General features: G+C 76.2%; 16 protein-coding genes. 14 read left to right on the forward strand and 2 right to left on the reverse strand.

What is annotated here, in order from left to right; all coding sequences use genetic code 11:
• The 5 genes from ACFVHB_RS25435 to ACFVHB_RS25455 form a co-directional block, all read left to right on the forward strand.
• Positions 1–150, forward strand: a 150-nt coding sequence (locus tag ACFVHB_RS25435; protein WP_380326802.1) for a sigma factor-like helix-turn-helix DNA-binding protein, incomplete at its 5' end; no start/stop codon positions are given.
• A 104-nt stretch (positions 151–254) separates the two neighbouring features.
• On the forward strand, positions 255–2,060 hold the full coding sequence (locus ACFVHB_RS25440; protein ID WP_380326622.1) for a thiamine pyrophosphate-requiring protein: 1,806 nt from the start codon (positions 255–257) through the stop codon (positions 2,058–2,060).
• Entirely contained in the window at positions 2,047–2,484 is a 438-nt protein-coding gene (locus ACFVHB_RS25445; RefSeq protein WP_380326625.1) for a hypothetical protein, read from the forward strand. The genes ACFVHB_RS25440 and ACFVHB_RS25445 overlap by 14 nt, the downstream gene beginning before the upstream one ends.
• Entirely contained in the window at positions 2,477–4,864 is a 2,388-nt protein-coding gene (locus ACFVHB_RS25450; RefSeq protein WP_380326628.1) for a GMC family oxidoreductase, read from the forward strand. Before ACFVHB_RS25445 ends, ACFVHB_RS25450 begins: the two co-directional genes overlap by 8 nt.
• Positions 4,865–4,868: 4 nt before the next feature.
• Positions 4,869–5,963: an enolase C-terminal domain-like protein gene (locus ACFVHB_RS25455; protein ID WP_380326631.1), complete on the forward strand. Its 1,095-nt coding sequence runs from the start codon at positions 4,869–4,871 to the stop codon at positions 5,961–5,963.
• A gap of 4 nt (positions 5,964–5,967) precedes the next feature.
• On the opposite strand, the gene ACFVHB_RS25460 is transcribed toward ACFVHB_RS25455, so the two are convergent.
• Positions 5,968–7,749: a glycoside hydrolase family 15 protein gene (locus ACFVHB_RS25460; protein WP_380326634.1), complete on the reverse strand. Its 1,782-nt coding sequence runs from the start codon at positions 7,747–7,749 to the stop codon at positions 5,968–5,970.
• A 118-nt stretch (positions 7,750–7,867) separates the two neighbouring features.
• Positions 7,868–8,821 carry a TIGR03557 family F420-dependent LLM class oxidoreductase gene (locus tag ACFVHB_RS25465; RefSeq protein WP_380326637.1) on the reverse strand — a complete coding sequence of 318 codons (954 nt, stop codon included), beginning with the start codon at positions 8,819–8,821 and terminating at the stop codon, positions 7,868–7,870.
• 226 nt (positions 8,822–9,047) lie between these two features.
• On the opposite strand from ACFVHB_RS25465, the gene ACFVHB_RS25470 reads away from it, so the two are divergent.
• The 9 genes from ACFVHB_RS25470 to ACFVHB_RS25510 all read left to right on the forward strand — a co-directional run bounded on the left by ACFVHB_RS25470 (position 9,048) and on the right by ACFVHB_RS25510 (position 16,072).
• Positions 9,048–9,245 carry a hypothetical protein gene (locus ACFVHB_RS25470; protein WP_380326640.1) on the forward strand — a complete coding sequence of 66 codons (198 nt, stop codon included), beginning with the start codon at positions 9,048–9,050 and terminating at the stop codon, positions 9,243–9,245.
• Between the two features lie 174 nt (positions 9,246–9,419).
• Complete coding sequence (locus tag ACFVHB_RS25475) at positions 9,420–9,743, forward strand: STAS domain-containing protein (protein WP_380326642.1); 324 nt, start codon at positions 9,420–9,422, stop codon at positions 9,741–9,743.
• Complete coding sequence (locus ACFVHB_RS25480; RefSeq protein WP_380326645.1) at positions 9,736–12,264, forward strand: SpoIIE family protein phosphatase; 2,529 nt, start codon at positions 9,736–9,738, stop codon at positions 12,262–12,264. The genes ACFVHB_RS25475 and ACFVHB_RS25480 overlap by 8 nt, the downstream gene beginning before the upstream one ends.
• Before the next feature lie 224 nt (positions 12,265–12,488).
• Positions 12,489–13,217 (forward strand): GAF and ANTAR domain-containing protein, encoded by a 729-nt coding sequence (locus ACFVHB_RS25485; RefSeq protein ID WP_380326648.1) that lies wholly within the window; start codon positions 12,489–12,491, stop codon positions 13,215–13,217.
• Positions 13,218–13,276: 59 nt separating this feature from the next.
• Complete coding sequence (locus ACFVHB_RS25490; RefSeq protein ID WP_380326651.1) at positions 13,277–14,002, forward strand: GAF and ANTAR domain-containing protein; 726 nt, start codon at positions 13,277–13,279, stop codon at positions 14,000–14,002.
• Positions 14,003–14,062: 60 nt separating this feature from the next.
• Complete coding sequence (locus tag ACFVHB_RS25495) at positions 14,063–14,488, forward strand: hypothetical protein (RefSeq protein ID WP_380326654.1); 426 nt, start codon at positions 14,063–14,065, stop codon at positions 14,486–14,488.
• A 94-nt stretch (positions 14,489–14,582) separates the two neighbouring features.
• Entirely contained in the window at positions 14,583–15,089 is a 507-nt protein-coding gene (locus ACFVHB_RS25500; protein WP_380326657.1) for a hemerythrin domain-containing protein, read from the forward strand.
• A gap of 7 nt (positions 15,090–15,096) precedes the next feature.
• Positions 15,097–15,390, forward strand: a complete 294-nt coding sequence (locus ACFVHB_RS25505) for a MarR family transcriptional regulator (RefSeq protein WP_380326660.1) — start codon at positions 15,097–15,099, stop codon at positions 15,388–15,390.
• 58 nt (positions 15,391–15,448) lie between these two features.
• On the forward strand, positions 15,449–16,072 hold the full coding sequence (locus tag ACFVHB_RS25510; protein ID WP_380326663.1) for a DNA polymerase ligase N-terminal domain-containing protein: 624 nt from the start codon (positions 15,449–15,451) through the stop codon (positions 16,070–16,072).
• The last annotated feature ends 183 nt before the right edge of the window (positions 16,073–16,255 follow it).

Raw genomic sequence — 16,255 nt, forward strand, 5'->3', positions numbered from 1 at the left:
GGCTGGACCCAGTCCGAGATCGCCGACCGCATCGGCGTCTCCCAGATGCACGTCTCCCGGCTGCTCACCGCCACCCTCACCCGGCTGCGCGAGCAGCTGGAGGACCACGACGCCCCCGGCTGGACCGACGAGCCGCCGGAACCCGGCTGACCGGCCGCCGGAATCCGGCTGAATTCCCCTCCCGCCGGACGTTTCCGGCCCCCCGCAGCGGACAACCGCGCTGCGGGGGGCCGTCGGCATGAAGGAGGAGCGTCGTGTCCCCGAAGGTTTCCGACCACATCCTGGAACGGCTGCGCGCCTGGGACGTCGCGTACGTCTTCGGCTACCCCGGTGACGGCATCAACGGACTGCTGTCCGCCTGGGGCCGGGCCGACAACCAGCCGGTCTTCGTCCAGGCCAGGCACGAGGAGATGGCCGCCTTCGAGGCCGTCGGCTACGCCAAGTTCTCCGGTCGGACCGGGGTGTGCGCGGCCACCTCGGGCCCCGGCGCCGTCCACCTGCTCAACGGCCTCTACGACGCCAAGCTCGACCACGTACCGGTGGTCGCGCTGGTCGGGCAGACCGACCGCAGCGCGATGGGCGGGTCCTACCAGCAGGAGGTGGACCTGCTCAGCCTGTTCAAGGACGTCGCCGCCGAGTACTGCCAGATGGTCACCGTGCCCGAGCAGCTGCCCAACGTGCTCGACCGGGCGATGCGCACCGCCGCCGCCCGCCGCACCGTGACCGCCGTGATCGTGCCCGCCGACGTCCAGGAGCTCGACTACAGCCCGCCGGGACACGCCTTCAAGATGGTGCCCTCCAGCCTCGGCACGCCCCGCTGGTCCGTCCTCCCCGAGGAGGGCGAGCTGCGCCGCGCGGCCGAGGTGCTCAACGCGGGCCGGCGGGTCGCCATGCTGGTCGGCCAGGGCGCCCGCGGCGCCCGCCGGCAGGTCCAGCAGACCGCCGAACTGCTCGGTGCCGGCGTCGCCAAGGCCCTGCTCGGCAAGGACGCGCTGCCCGACACGCTGCCCTACGTCACCGGCTCGATCGGCCTGCTCGGCACCCGCCCCTCGTACGAACTGATGCGTGACTGCGACACGCTGCTCACCGTCGGCTCCAGCTTCCCCTACACCCAGTTCCTCCCCGAGTTCGGACAGGCCCGCGGCGTGCAGATCGACCTGGACCCGTTCATGGTCGGACTGCGCTACCCGTACGAGGTCAACCTGGTCGGCGACGCCGCCCGGACGCTCGACGCGCTGCTGCCGCTGCTGATCCGCAAGGAGGACCGCGACTGGCAGCGCACGATCTGCGACAACACCGAGCGCTGGTGGGAGGTGATGGAACGGCGGGCCGCCGTCGAGGCCGACCCGATCAACCCGGAGCACGCCGTCCACGCCCTCGACGAGCTGCTGCCCGACAACGCCATGGTCGCCGCCGACTCCGGCTCGGCCGCCAACTGGTACGCCCGCCACCTGCGCTTCCGCGACGGGATGCGCGGCTCGCTCTCCGGCACCCTGGCCACCATGGGCCCCGGCGTGCCGTACGCGATCGGCGCCAAGTTCGCCCACCCGGACCGGCCCGCGATCGCCCTCGTCGGCGACGGCGCGATGCAGATGAACGGGCTCGCCGAGCTGATCACCGTCGCCAAGTACTGGCGCGAGTGGCAGGACCCGCGGCTCGTCGTGGCCGTGCTCAACAACCGCGACCTCAACCAGGTCACCTGGGAGATGCGGGCCATGCAGGGCGCACCCAGCTTCCTGCCCTCGCAGGAGCTCCCCGACGTCGACTACGCGGGCTTCGCCCGGACGCTCGGCCTCGGCGCCGAGCGGGCCGACGAACCCGGCGACGTGTCCGCCGGCTGGCAGCGGGCGCTCACCTCCGACCGGCCCTACCTGCTGGAGCTGCGCACCGACCCGGCGGTGCCGCCGATCCCGCCGCACGCGAGCTGGGACCAGATCCAGGCCGCCGCCGCGTCCGTGCTGCGCGGGGACGACGACCGCGCCGCGATGGTCCGCCAGGGCTTCCGCGCCAAGCTGCAGGAGCTGCTGCCCTCCTTCGGAGGCCGGCATGCGCACCATTGAGCTCGCGCTGCGCAACGTCCGCACCGGGCGGTTCCAGCGCTCGCTGGCCCTCGCCACCGCGGCCGGCTCGGTGATCACCGCCGCCGAGATCTACCTGGAGCACGACCGGGCCGGCTTCGGGAACCGGGTGATGTGGTGGCCGGTCTGGCTCGGCCCGGCCGGGGCCGCCGCCGGGGTCGCCGGCGCGCTCAGCCCCCGGGCCGCCCGGACGCTGCTGCCGCTCGCCTCCGCCGCCATCACCGCCAACGGCCTCCAGGGCACCTACCTGCACGTGCGCGGCATCGCCGAGAAGCCCGGCGGCTGGTCGATGGCCCGCTACAACGTCGAGATGGGGCCACCGCTGTTCGCACCACTGCTGATGAGCCTGGTCGGAGGAATGGGACTGCTCGCCGCCGTACTGCGCCGGGAGTCCCGCGATGCCTGACGGGACGGCGAGGCCCGAGGACGGCGGCAGGCACGGGGACGGCGGCAGGCCCCCGGGCCGCTTCCCCGGGTACGACGTGCTCGGCCAGGCCCGCCACTGGGACCCGGCGACCTCCGCCGTGGTGTTCGCCCGCACCGGCCCGCCGCCACCGCTGCGCTTCTTCACCCCGGCGGAGGAGGCCACCGCCCGGGCGCTGCTGGACCTGCTGCTCGACCGCCCCGGCGTCCCGCTGCTGTCGATGATCGACACCCGGCTGGCCGGGCTGCGGACCGACGGCTGGCGCTACGCCGACATGCCGCAGGACGACGAGGCCTGGCGGCGCACCCTGCGCGCCCTGGACGAGGACGCCGACGGCCCCTTCGCCGCGCTCACCGAAGTCCAGCAGCGGGCACTGGTCGGCCGCGTCCGGGAGCTGCACGGCGAACGCTGGCACGGCCTGCCCGCCCAGCATGTGTGGAGCCTGTGGACGCGCTACGCCTGCACCGCCTACTACGCCCACCCCGCCGCCTGGAACGAGATCGGCTTCGGCGGCCCCGCCCACCCGCGCGGCTACCTGCGCCTCGGCGTCGGCCTGCGCGAACCCTGGGAGGTCGCCGACGCCCACCCGCACCCGCCGAGGCCGCCCGACCACCAGCCGCCCGGCCTCGTCCCGCCCGCCACCGACCCCGGCCGGCACTCCCGGCTGCGCGCCGCCGCCGAGACCGTACGGGCCAACGCCGCCGCCGAACGCGAGGCCCGCCGCGACAACGCCTCCGCCTGGCTGCTGCCGCGCGACGGCCACGGCTTCGACCACGCCCTGCGGCGCGACATGCGGCGCTTCGCGGACGCCGACGAGGTCGACCTGCTGATCGTCGGCTGCGGCGCCGGCGGCGCCACCCTCGCCCAGCGGATGGCCCGCCGCGGCTGGAGCGTCGTCGTGCTGGAGGCCGGCCCGTTCTGGGACCCGCTCACCGACTGGGTCAGCGACGAGGCCGCCTCCCACCACCTGTACTGGACCGAGCCGCGCGTCATCTCCGGCACCGACCCCGTCCCGCTCGGCTCCAACAACTCCGGCCGCGGCGTGGGCGGTTCGATGGTGCACTTCGCCGGCTACGCGCCGCGCTTCCACCCCTCCGACTTCCGCACCCGCACCCTGGACGGCGTCGGCGCGGACTGGCCGATCGACTACGCCGACCTGCGCGACTCCTACCGCCGCCTGGAGTACGAGCTCCCGGTGGCCGGCCAGTACTGGCCCTGGGGCGAACCGCACCCCTACCCGCACCCGCCGCACCCGGTCGGCGGCAACGGGGAGATCTTCCTGCGCGGCGCCGCCGCCCTCGGCATCCAGGCCCGGGTCGGTCCGGTCGCCATCACCAACGGCCGCTTCGGCCGCCGCCCGCACTGCGTCTACCGCGGCTTCTGCCTCCAGGGCTGCAAGGTCAACGCCAAGGCCTCCCCGCTGATCACCCACGTCCCCGACGCGCTCGCGCACGGCGCCGAGATCCGCGCCGACTGCATGGCCGCCGCCGTCGAACTCGGCCCGGACGGGCTGGCCCGCGGCGTCCGCTACTTCCACCACGGCCGCGAACACCTCCAGCGGGCCCGCACGGTCGCCGTCGCCGGGTACGCCATCGAGACCCCGCGCCTGCTGCTCAACTCCGCCTGCCCCCGGTTCCCGCAGGGGCTGTGCAACGACCACGACCTGGTCGGACGGTACGTCATGGTGCAGGGCGCACCCCAGACCTCCGGCCGCTTCGAGGAGGAGATCCGCGCCTACAAGGCCCCGCCGCCCGAGGTCTCCACCGAGCAGTACTACGAGACCGGCCCCGACCGCCCGTACCAGCGCGGATTCACCATCCAGAACATCTCCCCGCTGCCCATCACCTGGGCCGAGCACGTCGTCGCCCAGGGCCACTGGGGCGCCGACCTGCGCGCCTACCTCGGCGACTACGTGCACTGGGCCACCCTCGGCGCGATGGCCGAACTGCTGCCGCAGGCGGACAACCGGGTCACCCTCGCCGAGGAGACCGACCGGCGCGGGCTGCCCGTCGCCGAGTTCGCCTTCTCCCAGTGCGAGAACGACCGGCTGCTGATCCGGGCCGCCCGCGAGGTGATGGAATCGATCCTGCGCGCGGCCGGCGCCTCGGAGACGATCACCATCGACCGCTACGCCCACCTGGTCGGCGGCTGCCGGATGGCCGCCGACCGCCGGAGCGGCGTGGTGGACCACCGGCTGCGCACCTTCGCCGTGCCGAACCTGCTGATCACCGACGGCAGCGTGCTCCCCACCCAGGGCAGCGCCAACCCGGCGCTCACCATCATGGCCCTGGTCGACCGGGCCGCCGGTCTGCTCGCGGCCGGCCAGCGCTCCGGCCTGCGAGCGCCGGCCGGACCGGAGTGACGCCGTGACCGCCGTCGAGCGGATCGGTGTCCGCGTCTACACCGTCCCCACCGAGACCCCCGAGGCGGACGGCACCCTCGCGTGGGACCACACCACCCTGGTCCTCGCCGAGGCCGTCGGTGCGGGGCACCTCGGCATCGGCTGGACGTACGGCGCACCCGCCACCGCCGGCGTGATCACCGGCGAGCTGGCCGGCCTCGTCACCGGCCGCGACGCCCACGACACCGCCGGCGCGAACGAGGCGATGAACCGCGCCGTGCGCAACACCGGCCGGCCCGGCCTGGTGGCCGGCGCGATCTCGGCCGTCGACCTCGCGCTCTGGGACCTCCGCGGTCACCTGCTCGCACTGCCGTTGGCCCGGCTGCTCGGCGGAGCGCCCCGGCCGGTCCCGGTGTACGGCAGCGGCGGGTTCACCACCTACTCCGCCGGGCGTACGGAACGCCAACTGCGCTCCTGGACGGAGGAGCAGGGCATCCCCCGCGTCAAGATCAAGATCGGGGAGTCCCGGGGCACCCGCGAGCACCGCGACCTCAAGCGGGTCCGCGCCGCCCGCGCCGCGATCGGCGACCGGGTGGAGCTGTACACCGACGCCAACGGCGGTTACCGGCGCAAACAGGCCGTCCGGATCGGGGCCGCGCTGGCCGGGGAGGGGGTCACCTGGTTCGAGGAGCCCGTCTCCTCCGACGACCTCGCCGGCCTGCGGGCCGTCCGCGACGCCGTCCTCCCCGACGTCACCGCGGGGGAGTACGGCTACGACCTCCCGTACTTCGCGCGGATGACGGCCGTCGTCGACTGCCTCCAGGCCGACGCCACCCGCTGCGGCGGCCTCACCGGCTGGCTGCGCGCCGCCGCCCTCGCCGAGGCGCACGGCCTCGACGTCTCCGCCCACTGCGCCCCGCACCTGCACGCCCACGCGGCCACCGCCGTCCCCAACTGCCGCCACCTGGAGTGGTTCCACGACCACGTCCGGATCGAGCGGCTGCTCTTCGACGGCACCCTCGACCCCGCCGGCGGCACCGTCACCCCCGGCGCGGACGGCGCCCCCGGCCACGGCCTGCGCCTGAACCCCGCCCGCGCCGCCGCCTACCGCACCGCGTGAACCCTCAGACGCCCCAGGGCCGCTCCGGCCTGGCGAGGCGGGCGCCGCACTCCAGCATCATGGCGTGCACGAAGGCCTGCGGGAGGTTGCCCCGCTGCTGGCGCTGGGCGATGTCGTACTCCTCGGAGAACAGCCCCGCGGAGCCGCAGAGCCCGCGGGTGGCCTCGAACCAGCGGGCCGCCTCGACGGCGTCGCCCTGCTGCCGCTCGGCGAGCGCCATCAGGAAGCCGCAGAGCACGAACGCCCCCTCGGCCTCGGCCGGCGGGCGCTCGTCGTGCCGGAACCGGTAGACGTGGTGACCGTCCGTCAGTTCCTCGCGGCAGGCGCGCAGCGTGGCCACCGTGCGCGGGTCGTCCGGCGCCGGGGTGCCGCGCAACGGCGGCAGCAGCAGTGCCACGTCGGGCGCCGGGTCGGCGGGGGAGCGCTGCCAGCGGCCCGACGGGTGCAGCGCGTGCCGGGCGGTGTGGGCGAGCAGTCGGTCCGCCAGGCCGGCCAAGGACGCGGCGAGCCCGTCCGGCACGCCGGCCGGCCCGGCCGCGTCCGGGCGGGCGATCGCGCGCAGGCCGGCGGCGCAGATCAGCCGGCTGTGCGTCCACGCCCGTTCGTCCAACTCCCAGATGCCGGAGTCCGGTTCGCGCCACCTGCGGGCCACCGCGTCGACGGCGGTCCGGACCGCGCCCCGGGCCCGCGGGTCCAGCCGGTCGCGCCGGGCGGCCGCCGCGAAGAGCAGCAACGCCTCGCCGAACACGTCGAGTTGGAACTGCCGGGTGACGCGGTTGCCGACCTGGTCGTGGCCGCCCGGGTAGCCGGGCAGGTCGACGGCGTGCTGGTCGGGCACCCGCCCGCCGGTCACCGTGTACGCCGGGGCGAGCCGCGGACCGTCCTCGTCGAGCCGGGCGGCGGTGAACCGCACCGCGTCGTCCAGGAGCCGGTACGGCCCGCAGGCCGCCACGGCCTGCCCGGCGAGGCACTGGTCGCGGATCCAGACGTAGCGGTAGTCGTAGTTGCGGCCGGCCTCGGCCCGCTCGGGCAGGCTGGTGGTCGCGGCGGCGACCATGCCGCCGCTGCCCGGGGAGGTGAGCCCCCACAGCACCGCGTAGGAGAACCGGGCGTCCCGCCGGTCGAGGGTGTCGTCGAGCGCCGGCACGGCGTCCCGCCAGGCGCGCTCGGTGGCCCGCCAGCAGCGCTCCGGCTCGGGCGGCGGCCCGGCGAGGCGGCGGTCGGACACCTCCAGCACCAGGTCGAGCCGCTCACCCGGGCCGAGCACGGCCTCCGCCGTCAGCCGCCCACCCGGCCCCGGCCGGGCGGCCGCGGCGCCGGCGCCGGACCAGCGCAGCCGCAGCCGTCCCGAGCGGACCGTCCAGCCGCCCTCCGTCCGGCACGGGTCGGCGGGGCGGCCCGGCCCGAAGCCGGTCCCCGGCTCCAGCCGCAGCCGCAGCCGGGCCGGCCCGTAGTCGGCGCTGAGCCGGCGCAGCAGCACCAGCCGGTGCGGGTCGGCGGGCAGCGCCAGCGCCTCCCGGCACTCCACCACGCCGTCCTCGGTGACCCAGCGGCCGCGTCGGATCAGCCCGCCGTCCTCGTAGTAGCCGCCCGGGACGAACCGGCCGGCGGGCGTCACCGCGTACACCCCGGTGCCGCCGATCAGGCCGGCGAACACCGGCTCCGAGTCCCAGCGGGGTGCGCAGAGCCAGGCGATCTCGCCGAACGGGCCGACCAGCGCGCCGCGTTCGCCGTCGGCGAGGAGGGCGTACTCGCGCAGGCCGAACGGCGGGAAGCGCTTCACCACGGCCCTCGCCTCACCACGGCTCCTCGCCTCACCACGGCTCCTCGCCTCACCACGGCCCTCGCCTCACCCCGGCTCCTCGCCTCACCACGGCCGCCCGGTCCGCCACGGCCCCGGCGGCTCACTCCAGCCGCGGCAGGAGCTGCTCGCGCCAGAACGCGAAGAAACCTTCCTGCTCCTGGCCGATCTGGCCCACGTACACCTCGTCGAAGCCGGCCTCGACGTAGCCGCGCAGCCGGTCGGCGTGCTCCCGCGGATCGTCGCCGCAGGTCACCGCCCGGGCCACCATCTCCTCGGTGACCAGCTCGGTCGCCTGCTCGAAGTGCCGGGGCGTGGGCAGCACCTGGGCCAGCTCGCCGGGCAGCAGCTCGCTCGGCCACAACCGGTGCGCGGTCTTCACCGCCCGCGCCCGGTCCTCCGACCAGCACACCTTCACTCCGCCCAGCAGCGGACCGGTGCCGCCGGCCGCCCGGTAGCGCGCGATCAGTTCGGTGTCCGGCGTCATGGTGACCAGTCCGTCGGCGAACTCCGCCGCCGCCTCGGCCGCCTTCGGGCCGAACGCCGAGACGTACACCGGCAGCCGGCCCTCCTTCGGCGGCGTGTAGAGCCGGGCGTTCTCGACCGTGTAGTAGACGCCGTGGTGGGAGACCAGCCCGCCGGTGAACAGCTCGCGCATCACCGCGACGGCCTCCTCCAGCATCTCCGCCCGGAGTTCGAACGGCGGCCACCGGTCGCCCAGCACGTGCTCGTTGAGCGCCTCGCCGGTACCCACCCCGAGCCGCAGGCCACCGGCCAGCTGGACGTCCGCCGTCGCCGCCGCCTGTGCCGTCACGGCCGGGTGGAGCCGGACCGTCGGACAGGTGACCAGCGTGGTCACCGGCAGCCGGGTGACCTGCGACAGCGCGCCGATCACGCCCCACACGAAGGGGCTGCAGCCCTGGGCGTCGTTCCACGGGTGGAAGTGGTCGGAGATCGCCAGCCGGGTGAAACCGGCCCGCTCCGCGAGCCGGGCCTGCTCGACCAGCTGGCCGGGGGTGAACTCCTCGCAGGACAGGAAGTAGCCGAACGCGGTCATGGCAGCCTCGGTTCGTCGGTGGGGTCGTCCGCGGTTTCCTCCTCCGGAGCGGCTAACCGGGCCGGGCGGGGCGAAACGTCGCGGCCGTTTCCCCGGCCGGGTACCGGGTAGCCGGAAGGCCCGGGTGCCCGTCCGGGCACACCTGACGACGAGAGCGGGCAGCAGGCCGACCCGGGCGCATCCGCGTGCCCCCGGCCGGCCGGGCCCGCCCTGCGAGGAGGACCTCATGGACGACACACCGCAGGGCGGCGCCGGCGGCGTCCCGCTGCACCACGACGAGGAGGGCGCCCCCGGGCGCCGGGCGCGCCCCGCGCCGCCCCCGCGGCCGCCGGACACCGTCAAGACGGTCCGGGCCGGCACGCCCGTCGCCGAGCAGAAGACCCCCGACGCCCCGTCGGAGCCGGCCGAGCGGGACGAGCGCTGAGCCCTCGGGCGCGGGCGGCTCGCACCCGGTGGCCGCGCGGATCTAGCCTGGAGACGGATCGGGGTGCGGGAACGAGGTCCGACGGGCGCGGGCCCGTCCGGTCGTACCGGGCCCGGCCGCGAGGCGGCGGGCCTCGTCGGGCGCGGGCCCGCCCGAGCATCGAGGGTGACCCGGATGAAGGACTTTCCTGAGGTCAACGGCTGGACGGTGGTGCCGCTCAGCGGGGACCTCGACGACTTCGAGGCCCGCGAGATCCGGCGGCTGCTCGACGTCCTGGCGGACGGCGGCGCCGTCCGGATGGTCATCGATCTCGCCTCCGTGGGCTTCGTGGACTCCACCGGCCTCAACGTCCTGCTCGGAGCGGCCCGGCGGCTGCGCGCCGACCACGGCGTGCTCCGGCTGGCGGGCGCGGCGCCGAGGGTCCGGGACGTGCTGGAACTGAGCGGAGTGGCGGCGGTCCTGCCGCTCTACCCGGATGTGGCGGCGGCCTGTGCCTGAGCACCGGATCTCCGGCGGGGCCGCCCGGGCCGACGAGACGACCGTGCTGCGGGAGGCCGTGGACCGGTTGCGCTCCGAGGTGGAGGGGCTGCGCCGGGCGATGCGGACGCGAGGCGTGATCGAGCAGGCCAAGGGCATGCTCAGCGAACGGCTCGGCTGCACTCCGGACGACGCCTTCGGCCACCTCGTCCAGCTCTCGCAGGACACCAACCGCCGGCTGGCGGACATCGCGGCCGGCCTGGTGGGCCTCGCGGCACCGCTCGACGGCGCCCCGGACGCCCCGGACGCCGCGGACGCCGCGGACGCCGCGGACGCCGCGGACGCCGCGGACGCCGCGGGCGCCGCGGGCGAGGACGTCGCCGGCCAGGACATCCCGCTGCCCGGACCCGCCGCGGCCCGCACCCTGCCGGAGCCGCCACCCGCCCCGGCACCGCCCGGCGGGCCGCGCCTCACCCCGGTGCCCGGGCTGGCCGCCCGCTACCACCTGGCCGCCTCGGCGCTCGCCAGCGCCGACACACCCGACGAACTGGCCCGGTTGCTGCACGAGGTGGCCATGGCGCCGCTCGGCGTCGTCGCCGTGGTGCTCGGCCTGCTCGAACCCGACGGCGCCCTGACGCTGGTGGGCAGTCACGGGGTGGAGCCCCGCCGGGTCAGCCAGTGGCAGCGCATCCCGCCGGAGACCGGGGTGCCCCTGGTCGCGGCGGCCCACGGCGGCGGCATGGTCTGGGAGTTCGACTCCGTCGGCCCCGCCGGGCGCACGCCCGAGGTCGCCCGGATCGTCCCCGGCCGGATCGTCTGCGCGGTGCCGCTGCGGCGCGGCGACCGCGTCGTCGGGGCGATGAGCCTCGGCTGGGACGGGCCGGCCGAGCGCGCCCGCGCCGCCACCCGCTACCTGGACGCGCTGGCCGGCCTGGTGGCGGGAACCCTGCTGCGGATCGCCTCCGCCGACGGCAACGAGCCCGGGCTGGTGGTCCCGGGCGGCGAGTACTGGTTCCGGGCGGTACTGGACGCCATGTTCGAGCCGGTCCTCGTGCTCTCCGCGGTCCGCGAGGGCCTCGGCGACGGCGCGATCACCGACCTGCGCGTCGCGTACGCGAACCCGGCCGCCGGTACCGACCCGGCCGGGCTGCCGGCGACCGGCCGGCGGCTGAGCGAGCTGCACCCCGGCCTGGTCGCGAGCGGTGCCTTCCGCCGCATCCTGGACGCGGCCGCCACCGGCGTCCGCTACGAGGGCCGGGCCGTCGACTTCACCGGCGCGGGCGCGGGGACGGCCGCCGGGACGGTCCGCACGCTCACCGTGCGGGCGGTGCCGTTCCTCGACGGGGTGCTGCTCACCTGGCGGCCCCGCGACGGCTCCGCCGAGCGCGCCGCCCGGCTCGGCGAGGCCCAGCGGCTGGCCGGCCTGGGCAGCTTCCAGTGGCCGGTCGGCGCGCCCGGCCTGGAACTCTCCGAGGAGGCCCTGCGGCTGCTCGGACTCGACCCCGGCCGCCCGGACCCGGTCACCCTCACCGAGGCGCTGGCCTGCGTGGACACCGCCGACCGGGCCGCCGTCCGGCTGCTCGCCCGCCGCCTGCTGGTGGGGCGGCGGCCGGCGACCCTGGAGTTCGACGTCGGATCGGCCGGCGGGACCCCGCGCACCGTGCGGATCAGCGCCGAGGCGGTCACCGACCGGGCCGACGGCCGGCTGCGCGCCGTCCGGGGCGTCCTCCAGGACGTCACCCGGTGGCACCGCACCGAGCAGGCCCTCACCGCCGTACGGGCCCGGCTCGCCGAGCAGCGGCGCTGGGCCGTCGCCGAGCACCGGACCGTACGGGCCCTGCAGAACGCCCTCATGGCCGCGCCCGGCGAGCCCGACCCTGCCACCCTCGGCCTCGAACACGCCGAGCGCTACCTGCCCGCCGCGGACCGGCCCCGGATGGGCGGCGACTGGTACGACCTGGCGGGTCTGCCCGACGGCCGGGTGCTGCTCACCGTCGGGGACGTCAGCGGCCACGGCCTGGACGCCGCCGTGGGCATGGCCGAACTCCGGCACGCCCTGCGCGGCCTCGGCTACACCGGCGACGGCCCGGCCGGCCTGCTCGGCCGGCTCAACGCCATGCTCTGCCACCAGGGCAGCCGCCGGATCGCCAGCGTGCTCTGCGGCCTGCTCGACCCGCCCGCCCGCACGCTCACCTGGAGCGCGGCCGGGCACCAGCCGCCGGCCGTGCTGCGGCCCGGCACCGCCGAGCTCGCCGAGGGCCCGACCGGCACCGTCCTCGGGGCGCTGCCGGAGACCCGGTACCGCGACACCACGCTGCGGCTGCGCCCCGGCGATGCCGTGCTGTTCTGGACCGACGGCCTGCTCAACCGCCGCGACGCCGGCACCGGCCACCCCGACCGCCTGCTGCGCGCGGCCGCGGAGTGCACCGCGCCCGCCCTCGCGGACTGCCTCGACCACATCGCCACCCGCCTCGGCGGGCCCAACCCCGCGGACGACAGCTGCCTGCTGGCCGTCCGGTTGCCCCCCGGCCTCCCGGCGTAGGTTCGTGCGGGGCCGTGCCCCGCCCCGGGTGTGTGCGGTGTGGTGCGGGGTAGACGCGCACCGGTGGACGGACGCGGCTCGCCCGGATCGTCCGGTCGCCGCCGTCCCGGCCCGGGCGCCGATACCGCGGTGATCACGCTGCGGTGCGGGGCCGCCGTCACCACCACGGCGGCGGGCTGCCGCCCGTGAGCGGCGGGGAAACGGATGAAGAACGAGGCGCCGAGATGGCCGATCTGACGCGGATCGCGCAGATCATGGCCGAGGCCGTCAACGGCCCGGGCAGCCCGGCGCTGCCCGAGCGGCTGTGCGCCGCCTGCGTCGAGGCGCTGGCGGTGGAGGCGGCCGCGATCACGTTGATGGCCGACACCGGTCACCGGGCCGGGGTGTGGGCCAGCGACGACCGTGCCCGGCGGCTGGAGGAGCGGCAGTTCAGCCTCGGCGAGGGCCCGGGTGTGGACGCGTTCCGTACCCGTCGGGCGGTGCTGGTCCTCGATCTGCTCGCCCCGGAGGAGTTGCGCTGGCCGGTGCTGGGCGCCGCCCTCGCCTCGTCCGGCCCCGGAGACGGGAGCCTGCGCGGCGCCTGCGCCGTCCCGCTGCACCTGGGTGCCTCCGGCATCGGCGTGCTGAGCCTCTACCGCACCGCGCCCGGCCTGCCCGACAACGGGCAGCGGGCCGACATCGAGGTCGCCGCGACGACCGTCACCCTGGCGATCGTGGGCTCCCTGGCGTCGGCGCCGGGCGAGGTGCCGGCCCGGCCGTGGCTGGAGGACCCGCCGCTGAACGGGGTGGAGGTGGACCAGGCGGTCGGGATGGTCATGGCGCAGCTGAGCCTGCCCGCGCCCGAGGCCCTCGACCGGCTGCGGGCCTACGCCTTCGCCCACGACCGGGAGATCGACGCGGTGGCGCGCGAAGTGGTGCGGCGGCGGCTGCGGTTCACGGAGGAGGACCGATGACGGATGACCCGGGCGCGCGGGCGGGCGTAGCGTTGCCCCGAGGGGAAGTGGAGGCGGTCATGACGCGCGAGGCCCGCCTGGACGAGGTGTTCGCCGGGCTCACCGAGACGCTGATCGGCCCCGGCTACGACACCGTGGAGTTCCTGCACCGGCTCACCGAGCTGTGCGCGGCGCTCAGTGGCGTGGCCGGCGCCGGGCTGGTCGTCGCGGACCGGCGCGGCGACCTCCGGGACATCGCCTACTCCAGCGACCGGGTGCGCCGGCTGGAGGCGCTGCAGATCACGGCGGGCGAGGGGCCCTGCCTGGACTGCCACCGGACCGGTCTGCCCGTCGTCGAACGCGACCTCGGCCGGGCCCGCGAACGGTGGCCGCACTTCACCGCCAAGGCCCTCGGCCTCGGCTTCCGCTCCGTGCGCGCGGTGCCGCTGCGGCTGGACGGCCGCCCGGTGGGCGCGCTGAACGTCTTCGACGTGCGGCCCGGCGTGGAACCGGGCGAGGACGGTCCGGACGCCGTCCAGCCGCTCGCCGACCTGGCGGTGATCGCCCTGCTGCAGCGGCGGCACGGGCGGGAGCGGACGGCGGCCGAGGAGATCGGCGCGGCGCTGGTGGACCGCACCGCCGTGGAGCGGGCGAAGGGCGTGCTCGCCGAGGCCGGCGGCGTGGACATGGACACCGCGTTCGAGGTGCTCCGCTCCCACGCCCGCCGCAGCGGGACCGGCGTGGCCGACGTCGCCCGCTCGCTGCTGGACGGCCCGCTGGACGCGGCCGCGCTCCTGGCCGGTTGACCCCGGGCCGCGCCTCCCACGTCGCCGGTTCACCCGACGCGCGTGGGGTAGGCGTGCGGCATGGAGGACATCGGACCACCTGCGGAAGACCCGTTCGGCGACGCGGCCGACGGGGACGCGTACGACCTGTGCGACCAGTGCGGCCGGATCGTCGCCGACGACGACCTGCTCAGCGCGCTGGTGCCGGACTCCTCGGCGCTGAGCGCCACCGACCCGTCGATGGACGGCAAACGGGTGCTGACGGCCTGCTCCGTCGACCATCTGGCCGCCCTGGTCGAGCAGTACCGCCTCCGCCCCTTCGTCCCCGAGGAACAGTGGGCCGCCAAGGTCTGCCGGGCGCTCGCCGCCTGCGACGAGCCCGTCCCGCTCGGCCTGGTCGCCGAGCTCAGCGGACTCTCCGAGCAGCAGGCGGAGCAGGGCGTCGAATGGCACAACGCGCGCGCCCGCGAGTGGCGGGCGCGCTACGGATCCCCGGACGACGGCTGAGTCCGGGCCGCCATCGGGCCGTTTGGCCGGCGGCCGCACGGGGAGACGCCCGGCGGGCGGGGAAACCGACGGGGAGGCGAGGAGGAGTCGAACGATGTCCCACGATGCCATCGTCCTGCTGCGGGAGGACCACAAGGAAGTCCGCCGCCTGTTCCGCGAGTACCGAGGGCTCGCCGACGGGGACGGCGGCAACGGCGCGCGGCACGAGACGGTCCAGCGGATCGTCGAGGCGCTGACCGTCCACACGTACCTCGAGGACGAGCTCGTCTACCCCCGGATCCGCCGGGAAGTGCCGGGCCTCACCGAGGAGATGGACCGCGCGAAGGAGGAGCACCACGTCGCCGACCTGCTCTGCGAGGAGCTGAGCCGGATGAGCCCCGACGACGAGGGCTACGACGCCAAGACCGCCGTCCTGATGGACGCGGTCGAACGGCACATCGAGCAGGAGGAGTCCTCCTGGTTCCCGCAGGTCCGGGCCACGCTCGGCCGCAAGGAGCTCCAGGAGATCGGTGAGCGGATGCAGGCGGTGCGCGAGACCGCGCCGCGTCACCCGGCCGGCAGCGGGATGCTGCACCGCATCGCCGACGCACTGGAGGGCTGACGGGACCGTGGACGGGCAGCGCCTCTCGGGGACCCACTGGACGTTCCTGACCAGCCACGCACGGGTCCTGGTGCAGATCTCCCGGGACCCGGGCATCAGGGTGCGGGACATCGCCGCGCGCTGCCTGCTGACCGAGCGGGCCGTCCAGCGGATCATCGCCGACCTCGAACGCGGCGGCTACCTCACCCACGACCGGGTCGGCCGGGCCAACCGGTACCACGTCATCGAGGGCAAGCGGCTGCGCCACCCCGCCGACCGTGGCCCCACCCTGGCGGAGGTGCTGGCGGCCCTGATCCGCTAGACGCCCGGCCGGACGGCGCCGACCGGGCGAGCGTGAGGCGCGCAGGAGGAGAGAGCCCATGCGCACGACCGACACCCTGGCCGAGTACCACCGGCGCCGGGACTTCTCGAGGACCAGCGAACCCGAGGGCGGGCGCACCGGCCCCTCCGGCGACCGCCCGTCGTTCGTGGTGCAGATCCACGACGCGACGGCGATGCACTTCGACTTCCGTCTGGAGGCCGACGGCGTCCTGAAGTCCTGGGCCGTCCCCAAGGGCCCGTCCCGCGACCCGCACGACAAGCGCCTCGCCATGCCCACCGAGGACCACCCGCTGGAGTACCGCGACTTCGAGGGCGTCATCGGCGAGGGCGAGTACGGCGCGGGCACCGTGATCGTCTGGGACGAGGGCACCTACCGCAACCTCTCCACCGACCGCGCCGGCCACGAGCTCCCGTTCACCGAGGCGCTGGAGCGCGGACACGCCTCCTTCCACCTCTACGGGCGCAAGCTGCACGGCGGCTACTCCCTCACCCGCTTCCGCGACGACCGGGCCGGGGAACGCGAGGCCTGGCTCCTGGTCAAACACGCGGACGGCAGCGCCTCCGCGGACAGCACGCCCGACCCGGCCAGGGCGCGCTCGGTGCGCACCGGCCACACCCTGAAGCAGACCGCCGAGGAGGCCGGGGCCGGGTCTGAACGATGACGACCCCTCAGCCCGGGCCCCAGCCGGCTCCCAGCCCCGGCCCCAGCCCCGGCCCCAGCCCCGGCCTCGCGCCCGGCCGGTTCACCGGCATGACGTCGCGGGGGGGGGGGGGGGGGGGGGGGGGGGGGGGGCCGGGGGGGGGGGGGGGGCGCGCGCACAGCGCGCCGGGGCCCCACACCGGGG

This window comes from Kitasatospora sp. NPDC127111 (genome assembly GCF_042677465.1).
GTDB lineage: Bacteria > Actinomycetota > Actinomycetes > Streptomycetales > Streptomycetaceae > Kitasatospora.

Bases quoted from the DNA above. Each gene is read 5' to 3' on its own strand.
- ACFVHB_RS25445 (WP_380326625.1), top strand. From the start codon at position 2,047: ATGCGCACCATTGAGCTCGCGCTGCGCAACGTCCGCACCGGGCGGTTC.
- ACFVHB_RS25450 (WP_380326628.1), top strand. From the start codon at position 2,477: ATGCCTGACGGGACGGCGAGGCCCGAGGACGGCGGCAGGCACGGGGAC.
- ACFVHB_RS25465 (WP_380326637.1), bottom strand. From the start codon at position 8,821: ATGACCGCGTTCGGCTACTTCCTGTCCTGCGAGGAGTTCACCCCCGGC.
- ACFVHB_RS25470 (WP_380326640.1), top strand. From the start codon at position 9,048: ATGGACGACACACCGCAGGGCGGCGCCGGCGGCGTCCCGCTGCACCAC.
- ACFVHB_RS25475 (WP_380326642.1), top strand. From the start codon at position 9,420: ATGAAGGACTTTCCTGAGGTCAACGGCTGGACGGTGGTGCCGCTCAGC.
- ACFVHB_RS25485 (WP_380326648.1), top strand. From the start codon at position 12,489: ATGGCCGATCTGACGCGGATCGCGCAGATCATGGCCGAGGCCGTCAAC.
- ACFVHB_RS25490 (WP_380326651.1), top strand. From the start codon at position 13,277: ATGACGCGCGAGGCCCGCCTGGACGAGGTGTTCGCCGGGCTCACCGAG.
- ACFVHB_RS25495 (WP_380326654.1), top strand. From the start codon at position 14,063: ATGGAGGACATCGGACCACCTGCGGAAGACCCGTTCGGCGACGCGGCC.
- ACFVHB_RS25500 (WP_380326657.1), top strand. From the start codon at position 14,583: ATGTCCCACGATGCCATCGTCCTGCTGCGGGAGGACCACAAGGAAGTC.
- ACFVHB_RS25510 (WP_380326663.1), top strand. From the start codon at position 15,449: ATGCGCACGACCGACACCCTGGCCGAGTACCACCGGCGCCGGGACTTC.